10 protein-coding genes and 1 pseudogene are annotated in these 17462 nt (G+C 69.0%); 7 read left to right on the top strand and 4 right to left on the bottom strand.

What is annotated here, in order from left to right; translation table 11 throughout:
• Positions 1-106 precede the first annotated feature (106 nt).
• From DRB89_RS15335 to DRB89_RS15325, 3 genes are all read left to right on the top strand, one after another.
• Entirely contained in the window at positions 107-607 is a 501-nt protein-coding gene (locus DRB89_RS15335) for a hypothetical protein (protein ID WP_112448398.1), read from the top strand.
• Positions 608-729: 122 nt separating this feature from the next.
• Complete coding sequence (locus DRB89_RS15330) at positions 730-1179, top strand: hypothetical protein (protein WP_112448400.1); 450 nt, start codon at positions 730-732, stop codon at positions 1177-1179.
• 205 nt (positions 1180-1384) lie between these two features.
• Positions 1385-3337 (top strand): NAD-binding lipoprotein, encoded by a 1953-nt coding sequence (locus DRB89_RS15325; protein ID WP_239516159.1) that lies wholly within the window; start codon positions 1385-1387, stop codon positions 3335-3337.
• 6 nt (positions 3338-3343) lie between these two features.
• On the opposite strand, the gene DRB89_RS15320 is transcribed toward DRB89_RS15325, so the two are convergent.
• Both DRB89_RS15320 and DRB89_RS15315 read right to left on the bottom strand, forming a co-directional pair.
• On the bottom strand, positions 3344-5281 hold the full coding sequence (locus DRB89_RS15320) for an NAD(P)/FAD-dependent oxidoreductase (protein WP_204358013.1): 1938 nt from the start codon (positions 5279-5281) through the stop codon (positions 3344-3346).
• A gap of 181 nt (positions 5282-5462) precedes the next feature.
• A pseudogene (locus DRB89_RS15315) lies at positions 5463-6119 on the bottom strand (thymidine kinase).
• 104 nt (positions 6120-6223) lie between these two features.
• On the opposite strand from DRB89_RS15315, the gene DRB89_RS15310 reads away from it, so the two are divergent.
• A complete protein-coding gene (locus DRB89_RS15310; RefSeq protein ID WP_239516158.1) occupies positions 6224-7963 on the top strand; it encodes a translation initiation factor 2 in 1740 nt (579 codons plus the stop codon).
• Here DRB89_RS15310 and DRB89_RS15305 read toward each other — a convergent pair.
• The gene (locus DRB89_RS15305) at positions 7951-10044 is read right to left on the bottom strand and encodes an NB-ARC domain-containing protein (RefSeq protein WP_112448403.1); all 2094 of its coding nucleotides are present in this window, start codon (positions 10042-10044) and stop codon (positions 7951-7953) included. The two genes, DRB89_RS15310 and DRB89_RS15305, sit on opposite strands and share 13 nt — an antisense overlap.
• A 352-nt stretch (positions 10045-10396) precedes the next feature.
• Between DRB89_RS15305 and DRB89_RS46330 the strand changes: the two genes are divergently transcribed.
• Positions 10397-10657 (top strand): hypothetical protein, encoded by a 261-nt coding sequence (locus DRB89_RS46330; protein ID WP_343234515.1) that lies wholly within the window; start codon positions 10397-10399, stop codon positions 10655-10657.
• Positions 10658-10807: 150 nt separating this feature from the next.
• Positions 10808-14560, top strand: coding sequence for a hypothetical protein (locus tag DRB89_RS15295; RefSeq protein WP_162688589.1), 3753 nt, complete (start codon positions 10808-10810; stop codon positions 14558-14560).
• Positions 14561-14945: 385 nt separating this feature from the next.
• On the opposite strand, the gene DRB89_RS15290 is transcribed toward DRB89_RS15295, so the two are convergent.
• Entirely contained in the window at positions 14946-15545 is a 600-nt protein-coding gene (locus DRB89_RS15290; protein WP_112448405.1) for a thymidine kinase, read from the bottom strand.
• A 45-nt stretch (positions 15546-15590) separates the two neighbouring features.
• On the opposite strand from DRB89_RS15290, the gene DRB89_RS15285 reads away from it, so the two are divergent.
• Positions 15591-17279 (top strand): recombinase family protein, encoded by a 1689-nt coding sequence (locus DRB89_RS15285; RefSeq protein WP_112448406.1) that lies wholly within the window; start codon positions 15591-15593, stop codon positions 17277-17279.
• The last annotated feature ends 183 nt before the right edge of the window (positions 17280-17462 follow it).

Here is a 17462-nt window from a genome sequence, read left to right as displayed (position 1 = left end):
GGACTCCGGGACGCACCTCGCGCGGACGATCACTCGGATGACGGACCGGGCGGGCGGGGCGGGCCCGGCGGCCCTTGACTGGACGGAGTCGAATCAAGGAGGCGTGATGGCAGGCGTACGCGGGCACGGGCTGGCAGGTGTGGTGATGGTGGCCCTGGCGTTGGGCGCCACGGGCTGTTCGGACGGCGACGGAGCCTCCGCCGCGGCCTCGAAGGCGGCGTCCGCCGCGGCGTCGGCGGGGGCGGTGGTGTCCTCGGCCGCCTCCGCGGCGTCGGAGGCGGTCGAGTCGGCGGCGGCCGTCGCGAAGGACAAGCTCTCCGAGGTCAAGGACGGCGTCGACGCGAAGGACGAGGTCACGCTGGGCGCGCCCGCGAAGGACGCGGACGGGCGCTCCACCGTGTCGGTCTCCGCCAGGAACTCGGACGGTTCGAAGAAGTCCTTCGCCGTGCAGGTGGACTTCAAGGACGAGAGCGGAAAGCTCCTGGACACCGTGGTGGTCACGATCTCGGACGTGGCCGCGAACGCCACCGGCGAGGGCACGGCGCGCAGCACCCACACGCTGTCGGGCACGGTCACGGCGGAGACGGGGAAGGCCCTGCGCTACTGAGCCGCGCGACGGGGAGTCGAATTCACCCGAACGGCGGCGCTCCGGTGTCCGTCCGCGCCCCCGCCGCGGACGCTGGCCCAGACGCCGGACCCTCGGCGTCCCGCCCGACGAAGGAGCTTCTCGTGGCACAGACAACGCCCCCCAGCAGGGCCCCCCGAAGTCAGGACCCCACCGCCGGGCAGAGCGCGTGGGCGGCGGGCGGCACGGTGTTCGCCGGTGTCCTGATGCTCGTCGAAGGCGTCCTCGGCATCCTCAAGGGGATCGTCGGCATCGCGGAGGACGACGTCTACACGCGCGTCGGCGACTACACCTTCAAGTTCGACGTCACGGCGTGGGGCTGGATCCACCTCATCGTGGGCATCGTGCTCGCCGTCGTCGGCGTGGGCATCCTCAAGGGCGCCGCGTGGGCCAGGGTCACGGGCGTGGTGATCGCCTCGCTGGACATCATCCTGAACTTCCTGTGGCTGCCCTACACGCCGCTCTGGGCGCTCATCTCGATCGCCATCGGCGTCTTCGTCATCTGGGCCCTGTGCACGGACAGGAGCGACACCCGCCGGACCACCGCGACCTGACCGGAGGCGGCCCCCGCCGCCTCCTCCGTCCACGCGCCGAGCGCCGGGGCACTGCTCCGGCGCTCGGCGCACCCTTGGCGCGTTCACACCTCTGGGTGAGCCCGGCGGGGTTCTCGGCGGGCCGGAGCGGCGATCTGCCTAGGCTGGCTCCCGGAGTGGCGGGCAGCCGCTCCACCGGCGCGTCGACTCACGTACGGGAGCTTGTGTGGCGCAGCAACACACGACGTCACTGCGGCTCCGCCTCCGGTACCGCTTCGACCATCTGGTCTCGGGGGGAACGGCCGCGCTCATCGGCTGGCTCGCCCTGGCCTGCCTCGCCGTCGTCGTTCCGGCGAGCACGGTCCTCGTATGGTCCGACCGGGCCGCTCCGGCCACGCTCTCCGGCCGGCTCGCCGCCGTGTGGGTCAGCGTCGGCCAGACCCTGAAGATCGGGGGTGCGCTCGGCTCCCCGCTCTACGTGCTGGCCTCCGTGTCCCTCGCGCTCGTGGCGCTGCTCTTCGTGTCGACCCTGGTCAGCCTGATCACCACGGGCATCAACGGGCGCATCATGTCGCTGCGCCTCGGCCACTCCACCGTGGTGGAGACGCGGGACACCGTCGTACTGGGGTGGTCGGACCAGGTGTTCCCCGTGATCGCGGAGCTGGTGGCCGCGAACGCGAACCAGCGCCTCTCCGCCATCGCCGTGCTCGCCCCGCAGGACAAGGTGCGGATGGAGGACGAGATCTCCACCCGCGTCAGCGACAGGGCCAGGGGCCGGACGCGGATCGTCTGCCGCAGCGGGAGCACCACCGACCCCACCGAGCTGTGCCGGGTGAGTCCGCACACCGCGAAGGCGGTGCTGGTGCTGCCTCCCGCCGGGGACTCGGGTGACGCCCACGTGGTGAAGACGCTGCTCGCCCTCGACGCGGCCGTCCCCGGGGCGGGAGGTGGCGGAGCCGTGGTGGTCGCCGCCGTCCGCGACTCCCGCAACCACATGACCGCCAAGCTGGCCGCCGGACCCTTGGGACACGTCCTGTGCGTCGACGACATCGTCGCCCGGCTCCTCGTCCAGACCGCCCTGCAGCCCGGCCTCTCGCTCGTCTACTCGGAGCTGCTGGCCTTCGAGGGCGACGAGTTGTACCCGGTCGCCGCCGAGGACCTCGTGGGGCGTACGTTCGGAGAGGCGCTGCTGTCCTTCGCCACGTCCTCGGCGGTCGGCCTGCTGCACCCCGACGGGAGCGTCACCCTCAATCCCGGTCCGGGGTCGGTGATCGGCCCGGCCGACCGGATCATCGTCATCTCCCGGGACGACGACACGGCCGTGCGGGAGGACGTCGCCTCCCATGTCGAGGAGGCCGCGATCGTGACGGCCGGGGGCTGGACCGCCCGGCCCGAGCGCCTCCTCATGCTCGGCTGGAACCGCCGCGCCCGGCTCGTCATCGAGCAGCTCGACCAGTACGTGAGCCCGGGAACCACCCTCGACGTCGTGGCGCTCGGCGAGTACGCGGCCACGCCCGGCGGCCGGGCCGTCCCCGCCTCGTGGTCCCGCCTCGAAGTCTCCTTCCACGACGGCGACATCACCGATCCGCTCACCCTGGCCAAGCTGGACGTGCCCTCGTACGACAGCGTGATCGTGCTCGGTGAGGCGGATCCCGTGCCCCCGGCTCCGGACTCGCCCATCGCCCCCCTCGCCACGGCGACGGATCCGCAGGCCCGGGCCGACGACAGGACACTGGTCGCCCTGCTGCACCTGCGGGCCATCGGGGAGTGCGCACAGGTGGAACTCGCGCTCACCACCGAGATGTCCGACGACGGCAACCGGCTCCTCGCGCCCGCCCGGGACGGCGCCGACTTCATCGTGAGCGGCAGGCTGATCAGCCTGCTGATGACCCAGATCTCGGAGAGTCCGTATCTCGCGGAGGTCTTCGAGGAGTTGTTCAAAGCGGAGGGCCACGAGTTCCACCTCAGGCCGGCCGCGGACTACGTCCGGGCCGGCGCCGAGGTCTCCTTCGCCACCGTCGTCGAATCGGCGCGGCGGCGCCGCGAGTGCGCGGTCGGCTACCGGCTGCGCGCTCGTGGCTCCACGGGCCCCGACTTCGGGGTGCGGATCAATCCCGACAAGCGGCAGCGGGTCCGGTTCTGCGAGGAGGACTGGCTGATCGTGCTCGCCGAGAGCTGACGGCCGCTACGCCGTGTGGACTTCCAGGGCGGTCCGCACCGCGGATTCCAGGGCTCCCTCGATCCAGGCGGGCTTGATGGAGGTGTGGCACCCGGCGAAGTGCAGAGCCCCCTCGGCGCTTCGGACATGGGGGAAGAGCTCGGTGTGCTGGCCCGGCAGCAGCACGGACGCCTCACCGTAGGCGTACGGGTCGCGCATCCAGGACTGGGTGCGGCCGACGCCCGTGTAGAACACCTCGATGCGCTGCCCGAACACCTCCTGGACGCCGGCGAGGGCGCGCGGGTAGCGCTCCTCGTCGTCCAGGGAGTCCCACTTCAGGGCGTCGTCCGACCAGCTGTAGGAGGCGAGGATGACGCCGCCCGCGCTGCCTTCGACGGGGTAGGAGGGCTGGAACATGAACCGGTTGGGGTTGTCGGTGGCCGACCCGCCGCCGATGACGCCGGCCGCCTCGGGCTGGTCTCGGGTGACCACCCGGCTGGCGGCGTAGTGGGAGCGCTGGCCCGCGGAGATGTGGCCCCCGGGTACGGAGGAGTGGGCGCCCAGCAGGGTCCCGTTCGCCGGGCTCTGCCCGGTCTGGTACTTCCGGTACAGCCCGGGCTGTACGGCCTCCAGCTCGCGCTTCCAGTCGGCCTCGTCGAACTCCCACCAGCGGCGGCTGAATTCGAGCAGCACCTTCGTGGCGGCGTCGTAGTGCAGCTCGGTGACCGCGCGCCGCTTGCCGTACGAGAGCGCCGGGCTGACGGGGATGTGGCGCAGCCCGGAGAAGGGGACGGTGATGATGGCGGTGTCGGCGGTGAAGGTCTCGCGCCGCACGGGGCTGCCGCCGCGGCCCTCGGAGACGGTTTCGACGCTGACCGTGCCCTCGCCGTGGGTGATGCGGGTGGCACGGCGGTCGAGCCGTACGAGGTCCTTGACCCGGGCGTACATCGCGTCGGCCAGGGTGGCGGTGCCGTCGGGCAGTTCGTAGAAGGCGGTGTCGGGGCTGATCAGCGAGGCGCCGATGAAGCTGTGTACGAAGGCGAGGTGCAGGCGGGAGGTGAGGTTCTCGACGGTGCCGATCAGGTCGATGGTCCGCTCGTCGAGCTTGGCCTCCTCCGTCAGGAAGCGGTACATCGACATGTGGCCGTAGCGCTGGATGACGCGCGCCCAGCCCTCGACGAGTTCCTTGTCCTTCTTGCCCTCGATCTCCCCCCGCACGGGGGCGAAGGCGTCGCGGACGATCTGCGAGGAGGATACGGACTCGTACGCCTTCGACACTCCGAAGGAACGGTTGAGCGCCTGCGGGGCGCGCGCGTAGTCGGCGCGGCGGACCCGGATGCCGTTGACGTGGATCCACGTGCGGTACGCGGGGCGGCCGGCCCCGTCCACGTCGACCAGGTGGAAGCGGCGGCGCTTGAGGCCGAGGCCGTCCATCAGCCCGGTGACCAGCGGGTGGCTGTCGGGGATGCGCATCGCGCCGGCCTCGGCGTACTGCTTCGGGTCGGCGAAGGGCTGGGCGGCGTTCTCGTGGCCGCCGGTGCGGAAGGTCTTGATCCGGCCGCCCACCCGGTTGGCGTTGGCCTCGATGACGGTGACCTGGTGGCCGGCCTCGCGCAGGAGATGGGCGGCGGTCAGGCCGGCCGGCCCGGCGCCGACGATCAGCACCTTCTTGCCGGGACGGCGCGAGCGGGGCAGGCCGTTCTTCAGCAGGATGTCGGCGTAGCGCGGGACCAGCGGCTGGTCCTCGCCGTCCCGTACGAGGATGGCCCGGGCGATCGTCAGGCAGGCGTCCCAGTCGGCGACCGCGGCGCCGGGGACGGCCTGCGAGGTCTCGGCGGAGGTGACGGCGCCCGCCAGCCCGCCGGCTCCGGCGACGGCGGCGGCGCCGACGATGACGGTACGGCGGGAGGGCCGGCGGGAGGGCGCCGGAGCTTCGGGGGATGCGGAGTTGGCGTCGGGATCCATGATCATGGCCCAACTCTTGCGGCCCTCCCCGGCCCGGACCGCCAGAATGCGCCCGCGCGGGCAAGTACCACCCGGACGTGCGTCTCGGTCCGCCCCGCGCTGACGAACAGCCTTTCGCACGACCGCCCTTCGCCCCCCGCCCCAGGGCCGCCACAGGCCCGCAGGCCCGCAGGGAAGGCCGTCAGGCGTGGTTGACCGGGAGGACGTCCGGGGAGAGGGCTCCGGCGTGAGCCGCGGCCGAGGTCATGCGCTTGCGGTGGTGGCGGCGGCAGAGGACCTCGTAGCCGATCTCCTCCGCCGGACGGTTCACGTCGCCGACCACCACCTGGGCGCCCTCGACCACCATCTCGCCGTCTATCGTGCGGGCGTTGTGCGTGGCACGGGCGCCGCACCAGCACAGGGCCTCCACCTGGAGCTGCTCCAGGCGGTCCGCCAGCTCGATCAGGCGCTGCGAGCCGGGGAACAGCTTCGTACGGAAGTCCGTGGTGATGCCGAAGGCGAAGACGTCCATGTCCAGGTCGTCCACGATCCGGGCCAGCTGGTCGATCTGCTCGGGGGCCAGGAACTGGGCCTCGTCCACGATCACATAGTCCGCCTTGCCGCCCTTGGAGAGCTGGGCGACCACGTACGCGTACAGGTCCATGCCCTCCGGCGCCTCCACCGCCTCCGTCACCAGGCCCAGACGGGAGGACAGCTTGCCCTCCCCCGCACGGTCGTCACGAGTGAAGATCACGCCCTGCAGGCCCCGCGCATCACGGTTGTGGGCGATCTAGAGCGCCAGTGTCTTCTTTCTTGACCATCCACCAACTCGCGCGAAGGCATTGTGGCCGCCTGGCACCGCGCCCCCAGTCTGTTGGGCCGGCCGCGGGACACAGCACACCTAATCAGGCAGGCCACAGCGAAGCCGGATCCTGGCGTTGCGCCGCCGGTACGATCAACGGTATGCCGCCAGAGGCCCTTGACGATTTCGCCCCGTCCTCCAGGAACAACGTTCCCCTTAGTGGCTTTTCAGCTAGAATTGATGATCAGCGGGCAGCGGGCAGCGGGCAGCGGGCAGTCCTCGTCGCCGTTCGGTCCGCGGGGGCCTTGCACCGACTTCTCGACGTACTGCCCGTCTTCGATGGTGACGAACGCATCGCCGTCAGGTTCACCCTGGTACCGGGATCTGCGTTCGACGTGGGCGCCCTCGCGGCATTGGAACTCTCCGGCGCCCGAACCCTCACCTGGGACGAAGCTCATGGCCGCGAGCACGACCTGATCCTGACCGCCAGCCCGAAGGGACCGCTGCGGGCGCTGTCCGGGCCCCGGGTAGTACTGCCGCACGGCGCCGGCTTCAATAAAGCGGTCAGTGGCGACGGTTCACCGCAGCTCCCGTCCGGCCTCGATCCGCATTACCTGCTCGCCCACGGGGAACCCTGGGCCGACCTCCATGCGCTGGCGCACGGCGACCAACTCGCCCGCCTCACCGAGTACTGCCCTCCCGCCGCCGCTCAGGCGACGGTGGTAGGCGACCCCACCCTGGATCGGCTGCTCGGCTCGCTCGCCCACCGGGAGAGCTACCGTTCCGCCCTCGGCACGGGCAGGCGACGCCTCATCGCCCTCACATCCACGTGGGGGCCTGAATCCCTGCTCGCCCAGCGGCCGGAGTTGCCGGGCGAACTCATCGGCCTGCTCCCCCACGACGCGTACCAGATCGCGTTGATCCTCCATCCCAACGAGTACAGCCGGACGGGCTCGTTCGACCTCTCCCGCCAGCTCTCTCCCGCCCTGGCAGCGGGCCTGGTGTTGGCCGGTCCGTACGAGGAATGGGCCGCCCTTCTGGTCGCGGCCGATGCCGTGGTGACCGACCACGGCTCCACCGCCCTCTACGCGGCCGCTCTGGGCCTCGCGATCATCGGCGCGTACGACGGCGGGAGCGAGCTGATCCCAGGCAGCCCCATGGCGGAGGTACTCGCGCGGGCGCCCAGGCTTTCCGAAGCCGCCGAGCTGCCGGGTGCTCTCCTGGCTGCCGCGACCCACGACGCCGGCGGCCTCGCAAGCGCTGCTTTCGCCCACCAGGGTCAAGCCCTGCCGCGGCTCCGCCGCGAGCTCTATCGACTGCTGGGACTGCGGCCGCCCTCCATTCCGGTGGCGCCGCACCCCCTCCCCCGGCCAGTAGTCGTGCCGCCACGACCTGCCGCCTTCTCGGTACGGGCCGACGTATCCGGGAACCAGATCACCATCTCGCGGTTCCCCCCGTCCACCTCCGAGGCTGTGCACCATCTGGCGGCCGAGCATCCGGAGGCCGATCAGCGCCACTTGCAAAGCGCGTCGGTGCTGTGGTGCCGAGCCCGATCCGTCTCCCCCGCTCCACACACCAGCGCCTGGACAGCGGCAGGCTGGACCTCTCGTGCTCTGGACGACGCTCCCGGCTGCCGGACCGCAGCCGCAATCCTCACCCCCGAGCGGTGCCTGATCAGGCACCGCTCGGCGGGACTGCTCAGTGTCCGGATCGAGCCGTGCAGGGCCTCCGGACGTGTCCTGCGCTGCGATCCGGCGGCCGTGGTCTCAGCGGTCCACTCATGGCTGGGCGCCAACGAGCGGTGGACACCTCCAGTGTCGCTCGTCTGCGACACAGGCCCATTCAGTGTCCGTATCCGCCTGGGCCCGGCTGACGAGGCAGACCTCGGTTACGAGCTCTGATCGTCGCTCGGTACTGCGCCGGAGCGCGCAGCCAGCAGCCGCGCCGCGGTCCGGTGCTGCTCCGCGTCCGTGACCTCACCCAGCTCGTCCGCAAGGGCGGCCAGTTCCTCCAGGACGCGCACCTCATCGGCCGTGGATCCTCGCTGACGGGCGCTGTCCAGTGCGGCCTGCACCAGACCGGCCGCTTCTGCCGCCCGGCCTGCGCGCCTCAGCGCACAGCCGAGTTCGAATCCGGTCCGCGCCGTCATCCGCTCCCGTTCTTGCTCCCGCGCCATGCTGTGGGCCTCGCTCAGGAGGGCGACCGCCTGTCCCTGCTCGCCCTGGCGCAGCGCCGTGCGGCCCAGCAAGTAGGTCTGGAGCAGGACTCCGTACGCGTTGCCGATCTCCACGTGCACTCCTCTGGCCGCCTCGAAGTCCGAGGCGGCTCCCGCCCAATCTCCTCTAGCGGACTTCAACAGGCCCCGAAACTCAACGGCCGACGCCTTCAGCTTCCGGTCCCGAGTGGATTCACCCAGTGCCTCGGAGGCACTCAGCGCCTGCCGCAGGTGTGCCTCGGCCTCGCCGTAACGCTCTTGCTCCCACAGCGGCCTGGCCAGCTGGCACCGCATCCGGACCATCGCCGGCAGGCATTCCAGGCGATCGGCAGCGGCCACTCCGATGCGGAAGGCATCTGTCACGTCCGCATAGTGCGGGTGGTCGAGGAAGTGGGTCCACAGGGGTTCGCACAAGGCCCAGGCATCCTCATACAGCTCTGCCTCGAAGGCGAGCCGGACACAGGCAAACAGAGCGAGCCGCTGCGACTCCAGCCACCTCAGAGCCGCCGTCTTGCCGGCGAACTCGATGTCGGGTACGTCCCCGCCCAGTGGACCGGGCAGGTCGGCGAAGGTCATGCGGGGGCCGGCGCTCAGCAGGTCTGCCCGCGCCGACTGGCGCCGATACCAACGAATGAGTCTGTGGAGTGCCTCGGTACGGTCCGCTCCTTCGGGGTCGGCCTGGCGTGCACGGCGGTCGGCATGCCCGCGCAGCAGGTCGTGCATCCGGTATCCCTCGGCCCGGTTCTCCAGGAGGCCGGCCGACTCCAACTCCTCCAGCGCGTCCTCGGCCGACGCCAGTCCACCACTGAGGATCGCCGCGGCAGCCGGAGCGGTGACGGCCGGGGCGGGAAACTGCGACAGCAGGCAGTAGAGCCGTGCGGCCTCCGGTCCGAGCCCTGTGTACGCGGCGTCCCACACCGCCTCCACCATGGGGATGCCCCTCTCGTACAGCTCCGCGGTCAGCTCGGCGACCAGCCGGGACAGGCTGCGTCGGCGGTACTTGCGGACCCACTGGCCTGCCACGTGGAGCGCGGCCGGCAGCCCCCCGCAGCCGCGGGCCAACTCCGCAACAGCCTCCGGCTCCGCCGATAGCCGGGGATCGTCCACGACGCGCCCGAGCAGCCGGACAGCATCGTCCACCGCCAGGAAGTCGACGGGCACCTCGACCGCCGCAACACCGTGGAGGTCATACAGCGAACCTTGGCTGTTCACGATGACGAGACTCCCGGCGGACGCCGGAAGGAGCGGGACGGCTTCCGCTCCGTACCGCGCGTTGTCGACGACCACGATGAGCCGCTTGTCCCGGGTACGTGTCCAGTACTGCTTCGAGCGGCCCGCGAAGGACCGCTCCAACCACTCCGGCGCGACCCCAAGCCCGCTCAGCAACTCCGCGACGGCGTCCGCCACCTCCACCGCTCCATCCCGGCGCAGGTCGTCCAGATCTACGTACAGGATCCCGTCCGGATACCTCTCGCTGAGTTGACGGGCCACGTGGAACCCCAGGGCGGTCTTGCCAATCCCGCCGATCCCGGTCAACCCGACGACCAACGGACCGGCATGGCCTGAGTGGCTCTCGGCGGCCAGAGCAATCCGTTCCTGTTCGGCCTGCCGGTTCTCGAAGTGCACGATTGCGGGCGGCAGCTGAAAGGGCACTGGCTGAGCCGGAGGCATCGCCCCGTGCAGGTGCTGATGCAATTCACCGATACGGCCGGCCTGAACGACCACCTCGGCACGCCCGTCCAGCCTGTTGTACGTCTCCTCAGCCATCCCCCAACGGTACGTTCCGCAAGGCGGGATGGGTGGGAGGACCACTGAATCACGACACCTGCTGCAGGCCTCCTTGGCCGGAAATGAGACCGCCGGGATGAGGCCTTCCCACCGGCATACCCAAGCACGCCGTGGGCCTCGTTCGAAATCGCTACGCCTGGACCTCGACGCTCCTATGGTGGGCACAGACGACGACTCAGGGAGCGTAACCATGGATCCGATTACGGCGGCCGCCCTTGCAGCACTGGCTGGAGGGGTCGGCGGGGAAGCCGGCCGTCATGCGTGGCAAGGACTCACTGCACTCGTCCGGCGCCCCTTCCGGCGCGGGGAGTCCGAAGAGACGCTCCCTGGCGTGAGTTCAAGCCAGCTGGAGCTCGCCTCGCTGGAAGCGGATCCCGCCGATCCGATGCGAGCGCAGGCGCTGGCAACTGCCTTGGGCGTGCGGGCGGCGCTGGACGCCGAGTTCCGAGGCCTTCTCGAAGAATGGTGGCAGCGGACGCAGGCCGTGAACTCAGGCGGCGAGGTCCACAACCACATCAGTGGGGGAACCCAGGGCAAGGTGTTCCAGGGACGGGACTTTTCCAACATCACGTTCAACGTTCGTACTGAGTAGGGCTACTCATCTCCCTGTTGGGCTTCCGCCGTTGGTACGCCGGCGGAAGGTTCGAGGACGTCATGGGACTGGAACGCTGACCGGTTGACTGCCCACCTCTCTTGCCGGAAGGACGCCTCTGGGCCACTGGCCTCCGGCAGAATCGGGTGGGTGTCGAATCGCATCGAAGGCGGGGAGTTCCACCATCCGGTCGTGCAGGCCGGAAACGTGGGCGAGTTGCACATTCACACCGACGGTGCACGTGTCGTCGGACAACTGCTTGCCGAGTCCGAACCACCCTCCGCCGGGGATCAGATTGCTCACCGCGTCGACCTCGATCGCAAGGCGCTGGCTACGGCGCGCAGCATCCGCCCGGGCACCGACGCCGATGGGCTGCAGACTCCGTGGCTGCACACTCCGCTCAGCGATGTCCTCGACGAGTTAACCTCCCCCGGGACAGTTGCGGCTCGCACCCGGTCGGCGGCCGAAGCCCTGCAGCCCTGGGTCGGCTGGGATCCGCCTGCCGAAGGATTTCGACAGCCAACGGCCAAGCGGGTCGAATCAGCCCTCGCGGTGTGGCGTAGCCAGGAGCGTGACCGCGCGGCGTGCCTTCTGGGGGTCGAGGAGCTGGCCACCATGCTCGAAGACGTGCCGCCCGAGTCCGCGAGGGACTATGGCAGCACCATCACGCCGGTTCTGCATCAGGCGGCCTCAGTGGCGGAGGCCATGGGAGTCGTAATCCGTGAGCTGTGTGCAGCGTTCGAAGCATCAGGGCCGCGTGACGATTTGCCTGTCGACCACGTCTCTGCTGAGCGGAGGCTGTTCTCCGCATTGCAGGAACTGCACGCATGCCAGCGCCAGCTGGCTGGTATCGGTATCGACGCTTCCCTGCTCACCCGAGCGACTGGTGCTCTGCTGATTGCCGGAGGGTGGGGCACCGGCAAGTCCTACGGCCTCGGGGCCTGGGCGGAGGCCCGGGTCGAAGCCGGGGCCCCGGTGGCGTTCGTCAGCGGTCGGGAACTCGGCGGCGAGCAGTGGGAGGAGGAAATCGCCGGCGCGGCTACGCCGGGTGGTCGGAGTGGTCCCGTTCGGAACCTGCTCGCGGCGCTTCAAGGGCATGCCCGTGCCAGCGGGAAGAATGCCACGCTGGTGATCGATGCCCTCAACGATGTTGCCACTCTGCGCGGTCATGAGCTGGACGGGTTCGCGTCCCTGACGGTATTGCTGAGGGAGTTCCCCAAGGTCTTGCTCGTGGCATCCACCCGCCTGGACCGGCGCATGTCACAGGACGAAGGTGCGGTCGGGCGCTACGGGATCCACTGGGCGAGCGGTGTGGCGGACCCGGAGAAGGCCTGGGAGGTCCTGCGGGATGTCTACCAGGTGCCCGCGCTGGTTCTTCCACCCGATGTCGCCGAACTGCGCCGACCGTTGATGCTCACCGTGCTCGCCTGGTGCCTGGATCACGAGCGTGACGGAGTGGATGGCGATGCACCCGTGCCAGTGCCAGTGCCCAGCATCGGCGACCTCTTCGAGCGATGGCTGAAGAACCTCGACAAGGACTACTTCCGGTACCTCCATGGTCGGCCGTCCGCCGCCGGCCAACCGTTGGTGAGCCGGGCCTGTGCACTCCTCGGCGAGCGTCTGGGTCTGCAAGATTCCCTCGACCACGGCTCGGCATGTGCGGCTCTGCGCAGCGCGCCTGAATTGGGAGAGCCCGTACAGCTCCTGGAATGGCTCTTCCAGGCGGGTGTATTGGCGTCGGATCCACAGAATCAGCGGATCGGGTTCGCTGTACAGAGGTTCGCCGAGCACGTGTGGGCCCGCAACCTGATGGTCGGACCCGAGCGCCGGCGTCACCTGGCTTCCCTGGTGAGAGATCTGTCCGGCCCTGATGAAACCGCCAATCGGGCCCACCGATTGCTGTCGGCTCTGGCTGGCGTGGTGCCCTACACCCACCCGAAGAAGGAGCTCCCGCACTTCCTGCCGAAGCGATTGCCATCGGCAGCCGTCATGGCTGTTCTGGATTCTCTCGAAGGCAGGCATCGTGATCAGGTCACGCGCCAATCACTCCGTTTCCTGAGGCGTCATACGTCTGACCCCAAGCTGGCACCGTGGGTCTGGTACACAGTGCTGGTGAACTCGGCCTGCCGGAAACATCAAGCTGGTGCCGGCTTCCTGCACCATGAGCTTCGCGGGCTGAAGAAACACCAGTTGGCAAGCCGTTTCATCGTTCCGATGCTGCACCTCTTGGAAGATCGCGACGGAATGGCGATGGTCCAGCAGTTCATCAGATGGGCGGGCTGCGGGGCCGACGAGGTTCGGAAGAACGCCACGGATGTGACCAGAGTGTTGCTGTGGCTTGCTGCAGTTCCCAGCCCTCCACTGCGCGCTCAGTGCGTGCGCACAGTGGCGCAGATCTGGCGGGAAGTTCCCGGGGCGGCGATCGAACAGGTGGAAATCTTCGGGAAGCACCACGACTCGTATATTGCCGAAGCGAGTTGGCTGGCCGCTTACGGTGCCCTCTTGCTGGGCTGTGAGGCAGTTCCAGTGGAGCAGTGGAACGCCGTCGTAATGCGTGACCAGTTCAGGGCACACAGAGGCATCCAACAGACGATCTCCAGCTTGCGGACGTTGCTCTGGCCGTCGTCTGCCCTGCCGTGCGAGGAGCCCAGGGTCGGACTGCCATGGGCTCCTCCGCTGCCGGTCTCCCGGCGAAAGCTGGAGCGGTGCGAGAGCTACTTCGGGTCGATGGTCGAGAAGACCGACAGCCATCCAAGGCGCTATCGGTGGCTGGTCCAGCGGTCTCGGATTCTCAAGCCGAGGCGGCTTGAGGTGAAGATGCGCCGCCGGACGGGCTATCGGCTTGAGGAGTGGCCTGCCTACGCCCAGCAGCAGAAGGTCCTCGAGACCGTCCTGGAGGAATGGCACGGCACGACCAAGTCCGGCCTGGGCGGGCTGCGCGCTTGGTCCGAGCTCTCCGTGCTCGACCGGCGGCACGGGATCGACCCGACCGTCCCACCCGGGTGGCCGACGTCCTCGGCCCACCTGAGTCGGCGGTCCGACTCCTGGTGGTGTGCCCCAGTGGGCGAGGGTGACATCGCCGATGTGCTGAGAGGCTTGCAGCCACCCCGGTTTGCGATGGTGCAAGACCCCGAGGGGGCGGCCTGGTATGTGCTGCGCGCCGAATACAACCTTGACCGGCCTGACGACGCGGAGAGAGGAGGCCAACTGCCGGTTCTCGTCACCGACCCGTACACCGTTCTGCGACTGGACGGGGGCTCGTCGGCGCCCGCCAGACCGGGTACCGGCCAGGGGCATGTCCATGTGGAGGTGGAGACAGTCCTTGTGCGGAGCGACATGCGGGCGGGCGCCATCGCGACCGTGCTGGGTACCGGGGAGTCACCGCATCTGAGCGAGCGATTGCCACTGCAGATGTACCTCGCGGAGTACTTCCGGCGACCAGGAGCTACCACAGGATCCTCATCTGGCGGTGAAGCCACGTCCCCCAGCACGGCGGAATACGAGGATGCCTACCTCGTACGCCTGCCGGACGGTGCCAAGGGCAAGCCGGAGAACCGGGCGGTTCCATCACGGGCGCTGGCCGACCTATTGGACCTCCGTTGGAGCGGCCGGCACCTCGACTTTCATCTTCCCGGGGAACTCCAGCCAGTCCTCCACGACCCGGGCATCGACCGCCACGGACCTCCGGCCTTGCTGCTGGCGGCGGCTGCCATGGACACCCTTGCCACCAAAGGCTGGAACCTGGCTTGGAGAATCAGGGTGACAGAAAGCCGTCGCTTCGGCCGGACGACCTGGACTGGTGTCTGCGGATTCAATGGCGAAGACCTCTGCGGTCAGGAGGGCTTCGGTGAACGGAGCGGTGGTTGGCAGGTCGAACGTCGCAACTACTGGCGCCAGTACTGACGGTCCCGGATGGGCGCAGGCATTCTCAAGGCAGATCGGCCGGAGTGCGCTGCTGAGACGTGAGGCTTTTCGGCACCGGGGGGACCTTCCCGTCCGGGGACCGGCCGCGCCGCGCGGACCGTGGTGTTCGTGCAGGGGTGCTGCCGGCACGCCTGCCCAGAGCACTTGCACATGCCAAAGCACAACGCGGAGTGGTGGCGAAGGCACCCGCGCACCAGGGGCACCAGCGGGCAGGGGGGAACCGGGCACGGAGCAGTAGGTCGGCCACGGAGGATGAGCAGGTGACGGAAGGAACGCATGCCTTCCAAGCGCGTGACCGCTGGTCCGAGGTGTGCCAGGAGTGTACCTTCCCGGAAAACGGCCACACCGGGCACAGGGATCCCGGTCAGGCGTGGTTGACCGGGAGGACGTCCGGGGAGAGGGCGCCCGCGTGGGCCGTGGCGCTCGTCATCAGCTTGCGGTGGTGGCGGCGGCAGAGGACCTCATAACCGATCTCCTCCGCGGGGCGGTTCACGTCACCGACGACGACCTGGGCGCCCTCGACGACCATTTCGCCGCCCACCGTGCGGGCGTTGTGGGTGGCGCGGGCTCCGCACCAGCACAGGGCCTCGACCTGGAGCTGTTCGAGGCGGTCCGCCAGCTCGATCAGGCGCTGGGAGCCGGGGAAGAGCTTGGTGCGGAAGTCCGTGGTGATGCCGAAGGCGAACACGTCGAGGCCGAGGTCGTCGACGATCCTGGCCAGCTGGTCGATCTGGTCCGGGGCGAGGAACTGCGCCTCGTCCACGATCACGTAGTCCGCCTTGCCGCCCTTCGACAACTGAGCCACCAGGTACGCGTACAGGTCCATGCCCTCCGGCGCCTCCACCGCCTCCGTCACCAAACCGAGGCGGGACGAGAGCTTCCCCTCCCCCGCCCGGTCGTCGCGCGTGAAGATCACGCCCTGCAGGCCCCGCGCATCACGGTTGTGGGCGATCTGGAGCGCCAGTGTCTTCTTTCTTGACCATCCACCAACTCACGCTAGGGTCATCCCATGACACTGCGCGTCCTGGGTTCCCTGCGGCTCTCCGTCGACACCGACGATTCCACGGCGATACCCCGCCAGAAGGAGCACGTACAGCATTGGGTGGAGGCGCCGGGGCGGGACGCTCGAATCGTCGCCTGGGCAACGGACACCGACGTGTCCGGCGGACTCCACCCCTTCAAGCGCCCCGACCTCGGCAAGTGGTTCGACGATGAACACAAGGGCCTCTGGGATGCGCTCTGCGTCATGAAGATCGACCGGCTGAGTCGCCGGGTCGCCCACTTCAGCGAGATCGTCCAGTGGTGCCAGGAGAACGGCAAGATCATCGTGTCGACCCAGGAGGGGATCGACATGTCCACCCCCATGGGCAAGATGTTCGCCCAGATCCTCGCCGTCTTCGCCGAGGGAGAGTTGGACACGATCCGATCCCGGGCACTCGACGCCGTGCAGACCCGCCTCGCCTCCGGCATGTGGGTGGCTGGCCTCCCGCCCTTCGGCTACGAGATCGTCCAGGTGGGCAAGGGCAAGGGGAAGCGACTCGAAGCACTCCCCCACTACATGGAGCTCGCCCAAGAGATCGCGAAGAAGATCCTGGACGGCGAGAGCCTGCGCTCCATCTCTAAGGACCTCGCCACCCGGGGCGAGCCCACGTGGCTCTCGCGGATCCAGCCCAACAGCAAGCGGGCGCAGGAGAGCCAATGGTCGAACTCCTCGATCCGGGGCATGATGCTCAACCCCAAGATCGCCGGGCTCTACACCTACAAGGGTGAGATCGTCGAGGACGACGCCGGCAATCCGCGCATGATCGCGGACACTCCCCTTCTTGACCTTGCCACATGGAACAAGGTGGTCCTGAAACTGGCGGACAACCGCGCCTTCGGGCCCAAGGTGACCAAGAGCCAGGCCATGCTGGTCGGAGTGGCCTCGTGCGGCTCCTGTGGCGGCCCGCTGACGAAGGCCGTCTTCACCAACCGAAAGCCCGCCAAGGGGGACCGCCCGGCGAAGGAGTGGCACTACTCCCGGTACAAGTGCAGCCGGCACAAGGTCCAGGGGACCTGTGAGAGCGCCGCGGCCGTGGACTCGGCGGAGCTCGAAGGCGAACTCACCAAGGTGTTCCTGGAGCACATGGGACATCTCCCCGAGGCACGGGAGGTGGCAGCCGATCTGTACGACCCGTCCAGCGACATCACGGCCACGCAGGCGCGCCTGGACCGGCTGAAGGCCGACTTCGGGGCGGGAAAGTACGACGCCCCGGAGAAGGAAGAGGTCTACTGGTCGCTGCTCAACTCGCAGTCCGCGAAGCTGTCGCGGCTTCGCACCCAGCTCGCCGAGTACGAAGAGCAGCGCGGGAAGTTCGCTCTGACAGGCCGCACCTTCGCGGACATCTGGAACTCGCGGGACGACGAGGGCAAGCAGCTCTTCCTCCGAGAACATCGGGTGGCCGTCAAGGTCTACCGCGATCCGATCCCCGGCAAGCCGTTCGGGTTCATGGTTCAGCTGGGCGACGTCCGGCGGATGGCCAAGGCCGTGCACGTCGAGCTGACCGACGATGTCGCCCACGGGGTCGTCACCCACAATCTGCCGACGCAGCAGCACGTGGCGAGCCAGCAACTGGATGAGCGGCAGCTCCAGATCGGGCTGGACGTCATCGATGCCATCGAAGCATCGCTGCGACTCGCCGGGGAGTCGCCGGCGTAGAGAAGCGTGGCGCACGAACGAACAGCAGCCCCCGCGAGTGCGGGGGCTCCTGTTCGTTTTCGAGTGGCGGCGACAGACCACGGCTAGGCTCCGGCTGGGTGGCTGTCCTCCCGCTCCAGCCGCAGACGGTTGATCTCACGGTTGAGGTACCGGCGCGCCCTGCTCAGATCACGCATTGCGTCC

The sequence above is a fragment of the Streptomyces sp. ICC4 genome (genome assembly GCF_003287915.1).
In the GTDB taxonomy this organism is placed as follows: Bacteria; Actinomycetota; Actinomycetes; order Streptomycetales; family Streptomycetaceae; genus Streptomyces; species Streptomyces tritrimontium.
The sequence above is the reverse complement of the archived record's forward strand: the minus strand, read 5'-3'. Positions and strand labels throughout refer to the sequence as shown.